Origin of the sequence: Bordetella genomosp. 1, from assembly GCF_002261335.1 — a bacterium.
Classification (GTDB): Bacteria; Pseudomonadota; Gammaproteobacteria; order Burkholderiales; family Burkholderiaceae_B; genus Bordetella.
Map to the genome: position 1 here is coordinate 230,846 of NZ_NEVL01000004.1, position 13,647 is coordinate 244,492.

A 13,647-nucleotide genomic window follows, 5' to 3' on the forward strand; every position below is an offset into this window, starting at 1 on the left:
GTCATTCAGATAGGCCTCGGTGCAAGACGTTGCTGCACGCATGCAACAGGCCGGAACAGCGGGCGGCGCATCGCATCTGCCTCGCGTGCCGGCGCCACCTCGCGGCCGACCTTGCGGTGAGATAGGCCGCCACGAACTCGCCGCGCGCGCAATGGCTGCGTTCGGCGAGGCAGCACCGCTTCGCGATGTTGTGAACCAGCACGGCGAGGTTGGCACCGGCGGGCACGGTTTCGCCGGCTGCGCGCCGCTTCGCGCCGGCCAGGGCGCAGGCGTTGTTCCAGGCGCGGGTGCAAACGGATTTTTCGGCCATAGCTTTTGCTCCAGGGTCAGGCAAAGAGGTTGGTCTGAGGCTGCGGCGCGCCTAGCGGCGTCACCACCGCCATCAGGCGCGCGCCGAATTCGTCGGGCTCTGCACGCACGGAGGTCAGCTTCCGCACCCACACGTCACCCTCGAAGATGACGTTCTTGAGGCGGTCCAGCACGACCTTCTGCGCGTTGTCGAGGTCCAGGCACTGGACCGTGTCGTCCCAGGCCGCGCCATCCTTGCGCATGCGCCGCTGCAAGTCTTTTGGGCGGTGCAGGTAGAGGGTGAATTCCACGCTCACGCGTCCTGCGATCGGTGCCAGCACGCCGCGGCCACCTCGGCGTGCATCGCAACCTGGGCCTTATAAACCTTGGCTTCCTGGGTCACGTAGGTGGCGGTGAAGGATTTGCCCTTGCCGCCCTTCGGCGTGACGTGCGGCTGGCCCAGTAGCGGTTCGCGCTGTTCGTACGGCAGGCTAAGGCGGACGGCGCCGGATTGCGGCGTCCTGTTGAGATCGGAATAACCGGCGAGCGAACCGGCCATCGAATCGAGGGCAACGTCCGCCTGCGCGGCGGTCAGCCCTTCTCAGAACCGCCACGCCACCTCCGCATGCACCGCCTGGCTGTGCGTCGAGCCCGCAAGCAGTGCCGAGTACGCCAGCCCCGCGCTCGCGTTCGCGCCGATCGACAGCGTTGCCTTCAGATCCACCACGGCCGCGTCGCGCGCGAGGGTCGGACTTCGGACCGTGAATCGACTGCGCGTCGGCGTGCTCGCGAATGCCAGCGTGGTTCGCGGGGCGGTATCGCCGAGCGCGTGGCGCCAGCTCAGTCCGCCGCGCACGCTCAGCTGGCGCCGCGCATCGAACGCCAGCCGAACCTCGCCGCGCAGGCCCACCGTGGCGAAGGCGGCCAAGTGGCTCGCGCGCCGACCTCGCAAGGCGCTCGCGCCGCCCGACTCCACGAAGCCGCGCTCGCACGCATGCACCCATGCCAGGCCGGCATACGGCTCGAGCAGCGTGCGCTCCGTATCGACGGCACGCCAGCCAGCCTGCGCGAAGATCTGCATGACGGTGCCGCGCACGTCGGCCGCGCTGGCGTCGGCCAGGTCCGCGAATCGCACCGCGCGCCTCACATCCGCATGGCGGGCGCCATAGGTGGCCCCTGCCCGCCAACCCCAAGGCCCGACCTGGCGGCCGGCATAGATGCCGAAGTCGTACGCCTCCACCTTGGCCGAAGCGGGCCGATTCGCAGCGTGCACCGAACCCCTGCCGTACCCGGCCACGACGCCCACGCGCGTGCCGTGCAGGTCGCCGTCCGCGCCGAGCAGGAAGCCATCGGTACGGCTGCCGTATCCGTCGGCCTCGCCATCCCCGCGCACGTAGGTGTGCGCCCCGAGCCATTGTCCCCAACCGCCCGCGGCCTGCTGACCTGCGCGCAGGGAGCGCAGCCGAGCCGGGTCCATCCGACCCGCCATCGCATCGCGCAGCAGACGGCTTTCCTCTATCGCCGCGCTCGCCAGCGCCGGATAGATGTCGCCGGACAAGGCGCGATAGGCCGCGACCGCGTCGACGCGCGCGCGGGCGTCCAGCACGCGCTCGTACACACCGGGTGTGCCCGCAGTCTCGATCGCCGCGGCGAGGCGGCGCTGATTGCCGGTCTCGGCCAGGCTCGCGAACGATGTGCGATTACGGGCCAGCGCGAGCGTGACTCGGTTTGCCTCGTAGCCCAACCGGCCATCGACAAACACCGAGGGCGCCTGCACGCCGTCGAACCGCCCGCGCACGCCCGCGTGGGCGAGCAGCACCGCATAGCGCCGCCCTAGGAGGGATGCAAGCCCCGTGCCGCGCGCGCCGGACGCCAGGCCCAGGGCCAGCGTTCCTCCGGAGAGGCTCGCCTGGCCACCGGCCTCGATGCGATCGCTCGCGTCTTGCGCGAGCTCGACGGCGTAGACCGAACCGGGCGTGAACACCGCATCCCCGCTCACGTGCAGCGTGCCGATGGAATGCCCGGGCGCGACGATGCCGCCGGCACCGGCGTGCAGCCTCGCCAGGGTGCCATCGCCCTCCAGCAGGCCGCCGCCCGCGACCACGACGGCGGCACTCTGTCCGTCGAGCGACGCGCGACCACCGCTGACCGCCACGTCGCCGCTACGGCCGTTCACCACCAGCGTCCCGCCCGCATGCACAGTGGTCGGCGACACGATGGAGCCGATGATGCGCAGCTCCCCGCCATCCACGATCGTGGGCCCTGTGTACCCGCTGTCGCCCTGCAGAGCGAGCATGCCGGCACCGCGCTTGATGAACCGGACTTCGTAGTCCGCTGCCGTCTTCGCGCGCAGGGCCTCAATGCGCGCGTCACGAGCTTCGACCATCGCCGGCACGCCCGCGTTATATGCCAGCGCGACATCGCGCTTCACGTTCATCGCGGCGCTCGCCAACGCAGCGTCGGTGCGGCCCGCGACGAACGCCTCGCCTGCGCCTGCAGGTCCGTACCGGGTCTCCCAGCGGGGATGGGCCGCGCCGTACAGCGCGGCCAGCGCGCGTCCTGCGGGGTCGGCGAACAGCGCCGTGATCGCGTCCATGTAGCGCGTGTAGGAGAATGTCTCGTGGACCAGCGACTCGGTCGCCGCGGCCAGCAGCTTCCGGCCCGCCGCCATGCCGGCGACCAGCTCCGCGGTCGGTGCCACGAGCGGCGGCACCGGCTTCACAGCGGCTTGCAGCCGCTCCCGTTCGGCGGGCCAGGCAGCGAGCTCCGCAGCCTCTTCCACGCGCCGCTGCTTGAGCGCCATATCGGAGACCCCGTTGCGCCACGCATCCGACACGCCCGCCGGCACATCGGCAACGAAGCGACCCAACAACTGCGCCGGGCCCTCCAGCGCTCGCTCGAGATCGGGCACGCCCCAGCCGAAGGTGGCGTCGGGCAGCCCCGCCGAGCTGTCGCCCCGGTGCGACGCCGTGCTCAGCAGGATGGTGCGCACCGCCTCGGTGTCGAGGTAGGGATAGCGTTCCATCAGGAGGCCCAGCGCGCCTGTGACGTGCGGCGCCGACATCGACGTGCCGCTCTCGATCTCGTACTTGTCATTGCCCTGCAAGGAGGCGCTGTTGATCCGCATGCCGGGCGCGGCGAGGCACCAGTACTTGCCCACGCCGCAGCGATTGAAGTGCGTGCCGCCCTGCTCGTCGACGGTCGTGACGGCAATCCACTTCGACTCCACCTCCGGGCGAAAATACGGCAGGCCGGCGCGCACCGAGGGGTTGGCCGCCCCGGCATTGCCGTTCGCCCACACGTGCAGCACGCCGTGCGCCTGCGCCACGTCGGCGGCGGCGTCGAGCCAGGTCTTCTTGCCTGCGCCCTCGAGGCGCGCATAGGCCTCGGTGAAGGACTGCACGGATCCATAATCGTCGACGTCCGCGGGCGATCCCCAACTGCTGTTGATGGCGCGCGCCCCAGAAGCCGCGACGGCATCGTAGGCGGCGTGAAAATAGTTGTAGTCCATGTTGGACCCGTAGCGCGATGCGTCGGTGCCGTTGCTATTGGCGATCGCGTAGCGGCTGCCGAATGCCACACCCATCATGCCAACCCCATTGCGAGCGGCCGCGATCGTGCCGGATACGTGGTTGCCGTGGTTGTCGTTCTTGCCGACGTGCCGGGCAAGATCGGCCTGCGGCTGGTGGACGCCGGGCACATCGAACGCCTCGCCGGCCCGCCATGACATGCCGCCCCCGTCGAGTTGGCTCCCCACGTCGCGGTAGCGGCCTTTTACCTGGAGCGCCCGGACGCCGCGCGTCGCGAACTCCTGGTGGCTCGCCAGAAAGCCGGAGTCGACCGCGCCCAGTCGCACGCCCGCGCCGCTCAATCCGCGCGCGTAGGCGTGCTGCGCCTTCATCGCGCCCAGGCCCCAATCCGACGTGAACTCGGCGGCGTCGGTCCAGCTCGACAGCGCCCCGGAAAGGTCCGTGGTCCTGCTGCCGTCGTAGCGCATGTAGGGCTGGCCCAGCACCGCCGCACTGGGCAAGATCCCGCAGGCACACAGCAGTGCCACGGAAAGGGAATGACGTTTGCCGTAGCACCGGAAATGTCGCTGCGCATCGCTGCTTTTACTCATTGGGCCTCCGTCGGCGCGAATGATTCGAGAGCAGCGGAGACTATCGGTAGCGCGCGGGCGGATCAGCGTCGCGACGAAGCGACTTGATCCGATTGATCGCGATGCTGACTCGGACCAATGGATGGCGCTCTTGCCGGGCCGCGTTTGATCCGTCCGACAGTTTGCGGGACAGAGCCGTCGCAGTTCACACCAGACGTCAAACCGCAATAAAAGCGAACAGGGACATATGAATCCCGCGCGACTCGCACTATCGGATCAATCCGCACATCGATTGCAGGACTCGTCCTGCGCACCAAGCGCGTCACGCGCGGTCCATACAGGCAACATTGCAGTTCGCCTGCGCAATGGCCGCAACCTCGGGCCTGCGCCCTCCTCACGCCACATCCACCTCCTGAAGGCAACGCCTTGCGTACTCCCGTCCTCATCCCCTTGGCCGTGGTGCCGGCCGTCGTCCTGGCCATGACCTGGCCCGCGCCTGGCGGCGATGCCTGGCTCGCGGCGGAGATCGTCGGCATTGCCATCCTCGTGGCGGCGCTCTGGTTCCAAGACCGCTGACGCGGCTGCAGGTGGCTGCAGACGGCCGCCCGCACGTCGCGCCGGGTCGGCGCACGGCGTATCGCGTGCCGGCCCGCCTGACCCCGCCCGGCCGCCCGCGCACGCGATGGCGCGGTCCCGCCCGCGCGATGCCGAGGCGGTGTGAGGCCGTGTGAGGCCCGGTGCGGCCTTGTGCGGCCTTGTGCGGCCTTCCGAGGCCTTTTAAGACCTTGTGCGGCCGTGTCATGGGGCCGGCTATGATGGTCCGGTCCCGGCCTCCGCGCTTTCGCCATCCCCGGCGCATCCAGGTGGGGGCCGGCGTGGCGGCCTGCGTCACGATCGCCGCGGTGCCCGGTGCGGGCTACGATGGCCAGGGCCTGGCCGTGGCGGTCGGGTTGCTGATCGGGCGGCTGCCGCGCGTCGTCCTGCGGCGCTTCGATCACCCGCCGCTGTAAGGCGACGCGGTGGCGCGGCGTGCCCTGCCTGCTTCACCTTGCGTCAGGGCGCCCCCGCCCGCCGCGCCGACGGCCTCACGGAGATGCGATGCGATGTGCAGTCACTACCAAGCCGTCAAGCAGGCCGAGCGCCTGCGCAAGTATTACGAGACACACCGCCCCGACATCCGGCTGCCCGAGGACATGTGGCCGCGCTACCAGGGCCTGTTCATCCGGCGGCCGATCGCGTGGGATGCGGGCGACCCGGCCGTGCCCGGGCGCGAGGCCGTGGCGGGCCGCTGGGGGCTGATCCCGGCGCAGGTGCGCGCGGATGGCCTGGCCCGCGCCGGCAGACTTTCGACCTTCAACGCCCGCAGCGAGACGGCGGCGGGCTCGTACACCTTCGGCAACGCCTGGCGGCGCGGCCAGCACTGCATCGTGCCGGCCGAGGCGATCTACGAGCCCGACTGGCGCAGCGGCAAGGCCGTGCCGACCCGCTTCACGCGCGCCGACGGCCATCCGCTCGGCATCGCCGGCCTCTGGGACCGCTATCGCGACGCGTCCGGCGCCTGGGTCGAGACCTACACCATGCTCACCATCAACGCCTCCGCACACCCGCTGTTTCGCGAGTATCACCGCGCGGGCGACGAGAAGCGCATGGTGGTGGTGTTGCCCGAAGGGGCCTATGGCGACTGGCTGCACGCCGATGCGACCAACCGGCGCGATTTCCTGCAGGGTTATCCGGCCGAACGGTTGCAGGCGCAACCGGAGCCGACGAGCACAAACAGCGACGCCTGATCGCGTCGACACCGCCGGCGCGTACTCCGCCCGACCACGGGTAGATCAGCGGGCGCGCGGCCCCGCAGCGTCGGCCTCACCCACGTTCCAGGGCAGGTCTGAAGACTCGAGCGAGAAGCGGCGCGGCGCATGCCCGAGCACGGCACGCGCATCCGAGGTGTCGAACACCATGTCTGCCGCCATGCGATTCGCCATGTCAGGCGTGAAATGGCGAAAGCGCGGCAACAGGCGGGCGCATCGGATCGCCGTGTGAAACAGGCCTTGCGGCACGCGCACGATGCGCGGTTTCTTGCCCATCGCCTGGAACACCCGGGCCACCATCTCGTGATAGGGCAGCACTTCGTCGCCCGCGATCTGGAACTCCCGCACCGGCAACGTGTCGGCCATCGCGGCCGCCAGACAGGCCCCCGCAACATCCTTCGCGTGGATCGGCTGACGCCGACCGCTGGCCGCCCCGATGACGGGGAAAAAGCCGAACTTGCGGATGAAGCGCGCGATCTGCGTAATGTTCTTGTCGCGACCGTCGCCGTAGATCAGCGTGGGCCGGAGAATCACGTACTCGATGCCCGATGCCTCGGCCCAACGACGCAATTGTTCTTCTCCGTCCTGAAGCAGGCGCACCACCTCCCGCTCCTTGGCGGAGCCGGATTCGGTTTTGGTGAAGCGGCTGGTGGAGGAAATCGACACCACCCGCTTGACGCCCAGGGCCTGCAGGCTGGCAAAGTACTGCGGCAACAGCCAGATGCCCAACACGGAGATGGCCGTGTCGCATCCGCCGGACGCCTCCAGTGCTGCCAGCGAGGCCTGCGCCTCCATGTTGAACCAGGTCAGCCGCTCACGCGAAGGTGGCGGCGTGCCGCGCGTGGCCGCAAAGACTTCGGCGCCCGCATACAGCAATTGAGACACCAGGCGCTCGCCGACCAGGCCGCGCGCCCCCAATACCAACACTCGTCGCGCAGCCATGTGGGGCCAGCCTCCGTCGTTTGTACACGCGCGCCGCAGCCATAGGCCTGTCCGGCGAGCGTCGGGAAATCACTCTGAATTCGGAAAAATCGCCTCGACTATACAGCCATACCCCGTCAATCGCCGCAGGGCATCTGCGCTGCACGATCCATACGCGCCCCCTGCTCCGCCAGACGCCCCTCCCCTCAGCGCGCACGCGGCGCGGGCGGGGCGTCGTCGATGCGCGCCACGCGCGAGAGAAACGCCGCGAGCGCCGGGTTCTCGTGCTGCGCGTGCCAGGCGAGATACATGTCGGCGTTGAAGTTGCGTTGTGCGAGCGGCCGGAACTGCACGCCCTCCAGGCGCAGCTCGCGCGCGGAGTCCGGCACGATGCCCATGCCCATGCCGGCGCGCACCAGCGCCAGCAGCGTGTGGGTCTGCCCCGCGCTCTGCACATAGTTCGGCTGCACGCCCGCGAGGCCGAACGCCCCGACGATGCGGTCGTAGAAATACTTGCCCTCGCGCGGCGAGTACAGCACGAATGGTTGCGCGTGCAATTGACGCAGCGTGATGGTGTCGTGCTCCAGCAGCGCGGCGCCATCCGGCAAGGCCAGCACCAGCGGCTCGCGCACGATGAGGCGGGCCTCGATGCCGGGCTGCTGCGGCAGGCTGCGCGCCAGGATGGCGTCGACCTCGCGCGCGATCAGCAGGCGGTTCAGGTCGGTGGACACGGTTTCGCGCAGCTGGATCTCGACGTCCGCCAGCAATTGGCGGGCCCGCATGATCATGGCCGGCATCAATCGGTACGAGGCCACCGCGGTGAACCCCAGCGTGATGTGGCCGGCCTCGCCGCCGCTGGCGCGCCGCGCGGTGGCGCCCGCACGGGCCGAATACTCGAGCAGGTGGCGCGCGTCGCGCAGAAAGTGGCGGCCGGCCGCGGTGAGCTCGACCTGGCGGCTGCTGCGCTCGAAGAGGGTCACGCCCAGCGCCTGCTCCAGCAGCTGGATCTGGCGCGACAGCGGCGGCTGGGTCATGCACAGGCGCTCGGCCGCGCGGCCGAAGTGCAAGGACTCGGCCACGGCCACGAAACACTCGAGCTGGCGGAATTCCATCGATTCAATCCCGGTATTGATCAATGCTATTTATAGCTCGAATGGATATCCATGAGGGCGTCTCCCTATACTGGCCCGGCAAGCAGGCGGCCGCCGGCCCGGACCCGGTCCGGACGGCACCTGTGGCCCGCGGCCTCGCTGCCGCATACAGACAAAAGAGAAGATCGATGGAGACAAAACAACCCGCGCGGATGCGCATCCGGCTGCTCGCGGCCGCCGTGGCGGCGAGCGCCTGCGCGCTGCTGCCGCAGGCCGCCACGGCGGCGTCCTATCCCGAGCGGCCGGTCAACCTGCTGGTGCCGTTCTCGCCCGGCGGCGGCACCGACATCTCGGCGCGTCTGCTCGCAGCCGCGCTGCAGGAAAAGCTCGGTGCCTCGGTGGTGGTCGACAACCGCCCCGGCGCGGGCGGCCAGATTGCCGCCGACCTGGTGGCGCGCGCCAATCCCGACGGCTACACGCTGCTGTTCGCCAACTCCGGCATGCTGGCCATCAACCCCTGGATCTACAAGCTGAATTCCGAGCCCACCAAGGCCTTTGCGCCGGTGTCCCTGTTCTCCGACCTGCCCTTCGTGCTGGTGGTGCCGGCCACGCTGCCGGCCAAGAACGTGCAGGAGCTGGTGGGACTGGCACGCAACGCGCCGGGCAAACATACCTTCGCCAGTTCCGGCACGGGCGGCGCGCCGCACCTGTCGGGCGAGATCTTCCAGCAGGCCACCGGCACCGAACTGATGCACGTGCCCTACAAGGGCGGCGGCCCCGCCATGACCGATCTGATGGCCGGCCGGGTCGACATGCTGTTCGCGTCGGTGCTCGAAACCATGCCCTATGTCGCCGCCGGCAAGCTGCGCGCCCTGGCCGTGACGGGCGACAAGCGCTCGCCCGCCATGCCCGACGTGCCCACCATCGACGAGGCCGGCGTGCACAACGCGCAATCCGGCTCCTGGACCGCCGTGCTGGCACCGGCCGGCACGCCCCAGCCGGTGATCGACAAGCTCGCCCAGGCGATCCGCGAGATCACCGAAGATCCGGCCATGAAGACCAAGCTCGAGGCCCAGGGCGCGGTCGCGCACGGCTCGACGCCGGCGCAGCTCGCAGACCTCGCGGCGCGCGAGCGCGCCCGCTATGGTGAAATCATCAAGACCCGCAACATCCAGACCAACTAGCGCCTGGCGACAGGCACGACCCGCGGCCCGGTGCAGACCGGGCCGGTCCATTTTCGCAACACACTCACGCTGCACCTGCCATGACCGATTCCTCGCGCGCCACCCAACCCGAAATCCTGATGGTCGGCCCCCTGCTGCCCGACCTGATCGCCACGCTGGAGACGCGCTACCGCGTGCACCGCCTGTGGGAAGCCCAGGATCAGGCCGCTTTGTTGCGCGAGCACGGTCCGCGCATCCGCGGCATCGCCACCAGCGGCCGCTTCGGCGCCCGGCGCGACCTGATCGAGGCGCTGCCCGCGCTCGAAGGCATCTTCAGCTTCGGCGTGGGCTACGACAGCATCGACATCGCCGCCGCGCGCGAGCGCGGCGTGCTCGTCACCAACACCCCTGGCGTGCTGGACGCCTGCGTCGCCGACACGGCGCTCGCGCTGATGCTGGCGGCGACGCGACGCATCGCCGCCGCCGACCGCTTCGTGCGTGCGGGCCGCTGGCCCAACGAGAGCTTCGACCTGGCCACGCGCCTGACCGGCAAGCGCTGCGGCATCGCCGGCCTGGGCAACATCGGCCGCCAGATCGCGCGCCGCGCCGAAGCCTTCGACATGGAAATCTCCTACTACAACCGCAGCAAGCGCAGCGACGTGCCGGCGCACTACCGCTATTGCGCCGACCTGCGCAGCCTGGCCGAACAATGCGACGTCCTGGTGCTGGCCGTGCCGGGCGGCGCCGACACGCGCCACCTGGTCGACGACGCCGTGCTGGACGCCCTCGGGCCCCAGGGCTGGCTGATCAACATCGCGCGCGGCACCGTGGTGGACGAGGCGGCGCTCGTGCGCGCGCTGCAGGAAGGCCGCATCGCCGGCGCCGGTCTGGACGTGTTCGAGCACGAGCCCAAGACGCCCGCCGCGCTCAACGACATGGACAACGTGGTGCTGCTGCCGCACATCGCCAGCGGCACCCACGAGACGCGCCGCGCGATGGCCGACCTGATGCTGGCCAACCTCGACGGCTGGTTTGCACAGCGCGAGGTCCACACGCGGGTGGTCTGAGGCGGGCGCCACGATAGTCATAGGCTGGCACGCCAGCTTGCGGTATCGTGGCGCTCACTTTCCCTCAGCCCTTCAGGATTTCCATGAGCGACCTCGATCCCGGCACGCCGCAACTGCCCCAGTCCGCACCCGAAGCGGACGCGTTTCTGCAATTTCTGGTCAACCTCGTCAACAGCGGCACCCCGCTGCGCGGCGTGGGCGTGACCCTGCAGATCGACGGCATGCTGGTGGGCGGCTACATCATCTCCGGCGCCGACTACTTCGATCGCTTTGCCCAGGGCTTTGCCGAAGCCCTGACGGACGAGGCGGCCGGTTCGCGCGATGCCGTGCGCGCCGCGCTCGCCGGTTTCGGCGACGTGTTCCGCCAGGAGCAACCGGCCACCCCGCTGCCCAACTACATCCACCTGAGCGACGCGCAGTTCTTCACCACCGAAGGCCGCCCGATCTCGCAACAGCCGGTGCTGTGGCGCGGCCGCCTGTCGGAAGTCGACGGCTTCGTGCTGGGCAACCTGCAATGGACCGACGCGAACGGCAGCAACGTCTGAGCGCTGCCTGGCCATTCCGAGGCCCCGGCCGCTTCGTGGCGACCGGGGCCTCGTCACGTCAGGACGAGGCCAGTGCGCCGTCCTGGCGCACCGCCTGGTCGAGCCGCTGGAACAGCAGCGGGTCGGTGAGCGTGCCCGCCTCGTCCGCCATGATGGCGAGAATCCGGTCATGCTCAAGCGCGGGCCGGTACACCCTGGTCTCGCCGAGCGCGTCATACACATCGCAGACGGTCAGGATGCGCGCCGCCAGCGGGATCTCGTGTCCGCGCAGCCCATCGGGATAACCGCTGCCGTCGAAGTGCTCGTGATGCCAGCGCACCAGGGCCGCCACCTCGGTCGCGTGGCGCGGCCGGGCCTCGCGCACCAGGCGCTCCCCGATCACCGGATGCTCGCGCATGACCTCCCATTCGGCGGCGTCGAGCCGGCCCGGCTTGTGCAGGATGATATCGGGGATGCCGATCTTGCCCAGGTCGTGCAGGCGCGCCGCGCTCGCCAGCGGCACCAGCTCGCGCGCCGACATGCCGCTGCGCCGGCCCAGCGCCAGCGCCAGCCGCGTCACCCGGTCGCAGTGCTCGCCGCAGGCCGGGTCACGCGCACGCATGGCCGCCAGCAAGGCGGTTTCGACGGCGCAGGGCGGCGGGCAGGAAGGGGGCATGAGGCGGAATTCGATACTGCGGAAATAAACGGCCAGCATTATCCCGGCATATCGTCCGGACCCGCAAACGGCGTGCGGCAGAATATGCAAAACACAAAATCGAAAACCCGAAACCGATGCAACAATGAATGCAATCGAAGGCGTATTGCTGCGCTCATTTTCTCATTAATGCCCAATATTTCCCTCTCTGCCGCAATATTTCCTGCCGTGTCGAGACGGTAATTCGTAACAACGCGAGAGCCGCAAATAAGCGCATTTTTACGGCCTTTTTTACGAAATTCGCTTCCATTCCGGGAAGAGACTGCGTTACGATACGGGCCTGCATCACCCCTTGTTACACAACATCCGGGCGTATTCCAGGCCTCGCTGTAACAAAAAATAAAACGAATGCCACGGGAACGCCGAACCGCGCCGGGAAACCCGATTTCGCGGTCCGGAATAATCCCTCGAGCTACTGCGAATATTCATGCGCTCGCGAAATGCCGGCGCATTTTGGGGATGCGCGCCGGCGAAGACACCTTCCCGGCACCTGCAAGACCGAGGCACGGAACCTGGCCACACGCCGGTCAGGTTTGCACATCGCTACTTCCGGGAGTCATGATGAATCGCCACTTGCTGTTCCCATCGATCACCACGATTGCGTGCGCAACCGCCCGAGCCGCGGGCCCCGCGCCGCGCATCGGCTGCCGCGCCGCACCCGCGGCCCGCTGAGCGAACCGCGCTTCGGACCACCGGCATGCGCCCCGCATGCCGCAAGGCCTGGACAGCCGGCTTGCCGCTGCTCCAGCCCGATCTGCCGCGCTGACGCCGAATCCCGCCGTGACTCTCACCCTGAGCGCCACTCAAGTCCTGACCTTGGGCAGTCCTGCGATTGCCCTGGTGCTGTCGGGTGCGTTTCTCTGTATCTGGCGCTTCTTCGACCGCCGGTCGTATCTGCCGTTGCTGGCGCTCGCCTTCCTGCTCTACGCCACCGGCGCGGTGATGCAGATCCTGAACTGGCCCGACGATCCGGGGCTGAACACGGTGCTCTCGGCGGGCGTCTACCTGGCCAGCATCGCGTGCATGACGGCCGGCATCATGCGCCGCTACGGCATGCGCGCCGAGCTCACGCTGGCGCTGGTCTGCGTGCTGATCTTCGCCGCCGTGGCCTATTTCTATTACGGCCGGCCGCACCTGAATGCGCGCACCTACATCCTCAACTTCGGCATCGGCGTGGTGCTGTGCGGGGCCGCCTGGCGCATCCGCCGCGCCACCCGCGCCACCCCGCTGGACCGCGCCATCTTCTGGGTCTTCGCGCTGTTCGGCCTGAGTTTCTTCCCGCGCACGCTGCTGACCCTGGCCCTGCCGCTGCCTTTCGTGCCGCAGGTGCTGGGCAGCGCCGCGTTCTGGCTGGTGCTGCAGCTCAGCCTGGTGCTCACCGGCCTGATCCTCGCGCTGGCGCTGCTGGCGGCGAGCCTGGCCGACATGATCGCGCGGCTGCGCGACGACCGTGACCTCGATGGCCTGACCGGTCTGTGGAACCGCCGCGCGCTCGACGAGCGCGCCACCGCCATGATCGGCAAGGCCGGCAACGAGGAGCACGCGCTGCTGCTCATCGACATCGACCATTTCAAGTCCATCAATGATCGTTACGGCCACGCCGTCGGCGATCATGTGTTGCGCGTCTTTGGCAGCATCATCCGTGATACGGTAGGCGCCGACGGCCTGTTCGGCCGCGTCGGCGGCGAGGAGTTCGCGGTCCTGGTGCAGCGCAGCCTCGACGAGGCGAACGAACTGGCGCAGCTGCTCTCCGAACAGTTGCGCCAGGTCAAGCTGGCGGAGATGGATCCCGATCACGTGATCACCGCCAGCACCGGCCTGTCCATGCTCGCGCCGGGCGACACCGTCTCGAGCTGGATGCGCCGCACCGACGTGCTGCTCTACCAGGCCAAGCGCGATGGCCGCAATCGCGTCGTCCAGCAACACGGCGACGCCACCACCGAATTCGGCATGACCTGACCCGCGACCGCC

The 13,647-nt window shown here is 69.1% G+C and carries 14 protein-coding genes; 7 read left to right on the forward strand and 7 right to left on the reverse strand.

The genetic code is table 11. The annotated features are described in order from the left end of the window. Window position 1: 1 nt before the first annotated feature. From CEG14_RS26070 to CEG14_RS18030, 4 genes are read right to left on the reverse strand one after another with little or no spacing between them, the layout of a single operon-like run. On the reverse strand, window positions 2-310 hold the full coding sequence (locus CEG14_RS26070; protein WP_143277240.1) for a hypothetical protein: 309 nt from the start codon (window positions 308-310) through the stop codon (window positions 2-4). Between the two features lie 16 nt (window positions 311-326). Continuing rightward, window positions 327-599 (reverse strand): RusA family crossover junction endodeoxyribonuclease, encoded by a 273-nt coding sequence (locus CEG14_RS26665; RefSeq protein ID WP_256985827.1) that lies wholly within the window; start codon window positions 597-599, stop codon window positions 327-329. A gap of 2 nt (window positions 600-601) precedes the next feature. Then, window positions 602-847, reverse strand: a complete 246-nt coding sequence (locus tag CEG14_RS26670) for a hypothetical protein (protein ID WP_256985829.1) — start codon at window positions 845-847, stop codon at window positions 602-604. A 42-nt stretch (window positions 848-889) separates the two neighbouring features. Continuing rightward, a complete protein-coding gene (locus tag CEG14_RS18030) occupies window positions 890-4,408 on the reverse strand; it encodes an autotransporter domain-containing protein (RefSeq protein WP_094827788.1) in 3,519 nt (1,172 codons plus the stop codon). 405 nt (window positions 4,409-4,813) lie between these two features. Here CEG14_RS18030 and CEG14_RS26405 point away from each other — a divergent pair, with 405 nt between their 5' ends. From CEG14_RS26405 to CEG14_RS18035, 3 genes are all read left to right on the forward strand, one after another. Then, the gene (locus CEG14_RS26405; protein WP_176461423.1) at window positions 4,814-4,963 is read left to right on the forward strand and encodes a hypothetical protein; all 150 of its coding nucleotides are present in this window, start codon (window positions 4,814-4,816) and stop codon (window positions 4,961-4,963) included. Between the two features lie 236 nt (window positions 4,964-5,199). Continuing rightward, window positions 5,200-5,397, forward strand: coding sequence for a hypothetical protein (locus CEG14_RS26075; protein WP_143277241.1), 198 nt, complete (start codon window positions 5,200-5,202; stop codon window positions 5,395-5,397). A gap of 93 nt (window positions 5,398-5,490) precedes the next feature. Next, window positions 5,491-6,174, forward strand: coding sequence for an SOS response-associated peptidase (locus tag CEG14_RS18035; protein WP_094827789.1), 684 nt, complete (start codon window positions 5,491-5,493; stop codon window positions 6,172-6,174). A gap of 45 nt (window positions 6,175-6,219) precedes the next feature. Here the strand turns inward: CEG14_RS18035 and CEG14_RS18040 are convergent, their stop codons facing one another. Together CEG14_RS18040 and CEG14_RS18045 are read right to left on the reverse strand one after the other, a co-directional pair. Continuing rightward, window positions 6,220-7,137: an SDR family oxidoreductase gene (locus CEG14_RS18040; RefSeq protein ID WP_094827790.1), complete on the reverse strand. Its 918-nt coding sequence runs from the start codon at window positions 7,135-7,137 to the stop codon at window positions 6,220-6,222. 185 nt (window positions 7,138-7,322) lie between these two features. Beyond that, window positions 7,323-8,228, reverse strand: a complete 906-nt coding sequence (locus CEG14_RS18045; RefSeq protein ID WP_094827791.1) for a LysR family transcriptional regulator — start codon at window positions 8,226-8,228, stop codon at window positions 7,323-7,325. A 167-nt stretch (window positions 8,229-8,395) separates the two neighbouring features. On the opposite strand from CEG14_RS18045, the gene CEG14_RS18050 reads away from it, so the two are divergent. The 3 genes from CEG14_RS18050 to gvpU all read left to right on the forward strand — a co-directional run bounded on the left by CEG14_RS18050 (window position 8,396) and on the right by gvpU (window position 10,982). Then, window positions 8,396-9,391 carry a Bug family tripartite tricarboxylate transporter substrate binding protein gene (locus tag CEG14_RS18050; RefSeq protein WP_094827792.1) on the forward strand — a complete coding sequence of 332 codons (996 nt, stop codon included), beginning with the start codon at window positions 8,396-8,398 and terminating at the stop codon, window positions 9,389-9,391. 80 nt (window positions 9,392-9,471) lie between these two features. Continuing rightward, the gene (locus CEG14_RS18055) at window positions 9,472-10,437 is read left to right on the forward strand and encodes a 2-hydroxyacid dehydrogenase (protein WP_094827793.1); all 966 of its coding nucleotides are present in this window, start codon (window positions 9,472-9,474) and stop codon (window positions 10,435-10,437) included. A gap of 83 nt (window positions 10,438-10,520) precedes the next feature. After that, entirely contained in the window at window positions 10,521-10,982 is a 462-nt protein-coding gene (gene gvpU, locus CEG14_RS26675) for a gas vesicle accessory protein GvpU (protein ID WP_255032160.1), read from the forward strand. Between the two features lie 58 nt (window positions 10,983-11,040). Here the strand turns inward: gvpU and CEG14_RS18065 are convergent, their stop codons facing one another. Then, a complete protein-coding gene (locus CEG14_RS18065) occupies window positions 11,041-11,637 on the reverse strand; it encodes an HD-GYP domain-containing protein (RefSeq protein ID WP_094828270.1) in 597 nt (198 codons plus the stop codon). A gap of 819 nt (window positions 11,638-12,456) precedes the next feature. Here CEG14_RS18065 and CEG14_RS18070 point away from each other — a divergent pair. Then, entirely contained in the window at window positions 12,457-13,635 is a 1,179-nt protein-coding gene (locus CEG14_RS18070) for a GGDEF domain-containing protein (protein WP_176461422.1), read from the forward strand. Window positions 13,636-13,647: the final 12 nt, after the last annotated feature.

Bases quoted from the DNA above. Each gene is read 5' to 3' on its own strand.
- CEG14_RS18045 (WP_094827791.1), bottom strand. From the start codon at position 8,228: ATGGAATTCCGCCAGCTCGAGTGTTTCGTGGCCGTGGCCGAGTCCTTG.
- gvpU (WP_255032160.1), top strand. From the start codon at position 10,521: ATGAGCGACCTCGATCCCGGCACGCCGCAACTGCCCCAGTCCGCACCC.
- CEG14_RS18040 (WP_094827790.1), bottom strand. From the start codon at position 7,137: ATGGCTGCGCGACGAGTGTTGGTATTGGGGGCGCGCGGCCTGGTCGGC.
- CEG14_RS26670 (WP_256985829.1), bottom strand. From the start codon at position 847: ATGGCCGGTTCGCTCGCCGGTTATTCCGATCTCAACAGGACGCCGCAA.
- CEG14_RS18035 (WP_094827789.1), top strand. From the start codon at position 5,491: ATGTGCAGTCACTACCAAGCCGTCAAGCAGGCCGAGCGCCTGCGCAAG.
- CEG14_RS18055 (WP_094827793.1), top strand. From the start codon at position 9,472: ATGACCGATTCCTCGCGCGCCACCCAACCCGAAATCCTGATGGTCGGC.
- CEG14_RS18030 (WP_094827788.1), bottom strand. From the start codon at position 4,408: ATGAGTAAAAGCAGCGATGCGCAGCGACATTTCCGGTGCTACGGCAAA.
- CEG14_RS18050 (WP_094827792.1), top strand. From the start codon at position 8,396: ATGGAGACAAAACAACCCGCGCGGATGCGCATCCGGCTGCTCGCGGCC.
- CEG14_RS18065 (WP_094828270.1), bottom strand. From the start codon at position 11,637: ATGCCCCCTTCCTGCCCGCCGCCCTGCGCCGTCGAAACCGCCTTGCTG.
- CEG14_RS26070 (WP_143277240.1), bottom strand. From the start codon at position 310: ATGGCCGAAAAATCCGTTTGCACCCGCGCCTGGAACAACGCCTGCGCC.
- CEG14_RS26075 (WP_143277241.1), top strand. From the start codon at position 5,200: ATGATGGTCCGGTCCCGGCCTCCGCGCTTTCGCCATCCCCGGCGCATC.